Origin of the sequence: Sebaldella sp. S0638 (genome assembly GCF_024158605.1) — a bacterium.
Classification (GTDB): Bacteria; Fusobacteriota; Fusobacteriia; order Fusobacteriales; family Leptotrichiaceae; genus Sebaldella.
Genome location: NZ_JAMZGM010000262.1, coordinates 1 through 1,090 on the forward strand (window position 1 = coordinate 1; position 1,090 = coordinate 1,090).

A 1,090-nucleotide genomic window follows, 5' to 3' on the forward strand; every position below is an offset into this window, starting at 1 on the left:
GATAAATATCCTAATCTTTTTTGTGTTCTCCTTGTATTATAAAAACCTTCTATGTATTCAAATAATATCCGCTTTAATTCACTGTAACTTTTTAATTCCTGCGGATAAATTAATTCTTTCTTCAATACTGAATGAAAACTTTCTATACATGCATTATCATATGGATTCCCTCGGCGTGAATAAGATTCTATTATTCCGTATTCTAATAGTTTTTTTCTGTAATTTCTTGCTGTATACTGGCTTCCTCTATCTGTATGGATTATGCTTCCTTTTAATTTTTTCAAAGGTAACTTAAAAAGACTCTTTAATACCAGTTCTTCTTCCATTTTTTCACCAAATTCATAACTTAATATTTCATTATTATATAAGTCCATATAACTTGCCAGATAACACCATCCCTTATCTTTTGTCCTTATATACGTTATATCTCCTACTATTTTTTCATAACTCTTAGTGCTGTTAAAATCTCTGTTTAACCTATTCTCTAAGCCTTCATGCTCTGTTGCTACACTTGCTTTATATTTATATTTTTGTGTTACTACTGACTTTATACCCATTTCTTTCATTAATTTTTGGATTCGACGTTCACTTACTTTCATTCCTTTTTTCCTAAGTTCTCCTTGGATTTTTGGGCTTCCATATTTTTTTTCATTTAAAACCCATATTTCTCTTATTTCTTCTTTCAATCTCTGTTCTTCTAAGCTTCTCTTACTTATTTTTTTATTTTTATATGAATAGTAACTACTTCGGGATATCTCCAATAAATCCGATGTTCTTTTTATATTTTTTCTTCGTAGTTCCAATTTTTTCATTAATTCTTTTCTCTCTGACTTGTGAATATGGCTAAGGCATTTTTTAAGATATCATTATCCGTTTCTAATTCTTTCACTTTTTTTCTCAATTCTAACAGTTCTTTGTAACTTATATCTTTTCCATCTGAATTTCCTACTTTTTGGGTTAATTTTATCCAACTTCCTATACTCTGTTTACTTACGCCATATTCACGAGATAACTGCGCTATACTTTTCCCATTTTTATGCAGTTCTACCATTGTTGATTTAAATACTTTATCGTATCTTTTTGTTCCTTT

General features: G+C 28.8%; 2 protein-coding genes. Both read right to left on the bottom strand.

Going from position 1 to position 1,090, the window contains the following annotated elements; translation table 11 throughout:
* On the bottom strand, nucleotides 1-812 hold an 812-nt coding region (locus NK213_RS20140; RefSeq protein ID WP_253352677.1), incomplete at its 3' end, for an IS3 family transposase.
* Nucleotides 812-1,090 (bottom strand): transposase (locus NK213_RS20145; RefSeq protein ID WP_253352681.1); only part of this gene is annotated, 279 nt, incomplete at its 5' end. The genes NK213_RS20145 and NK213_RS20140, both read right to left, overlap by 1 nt.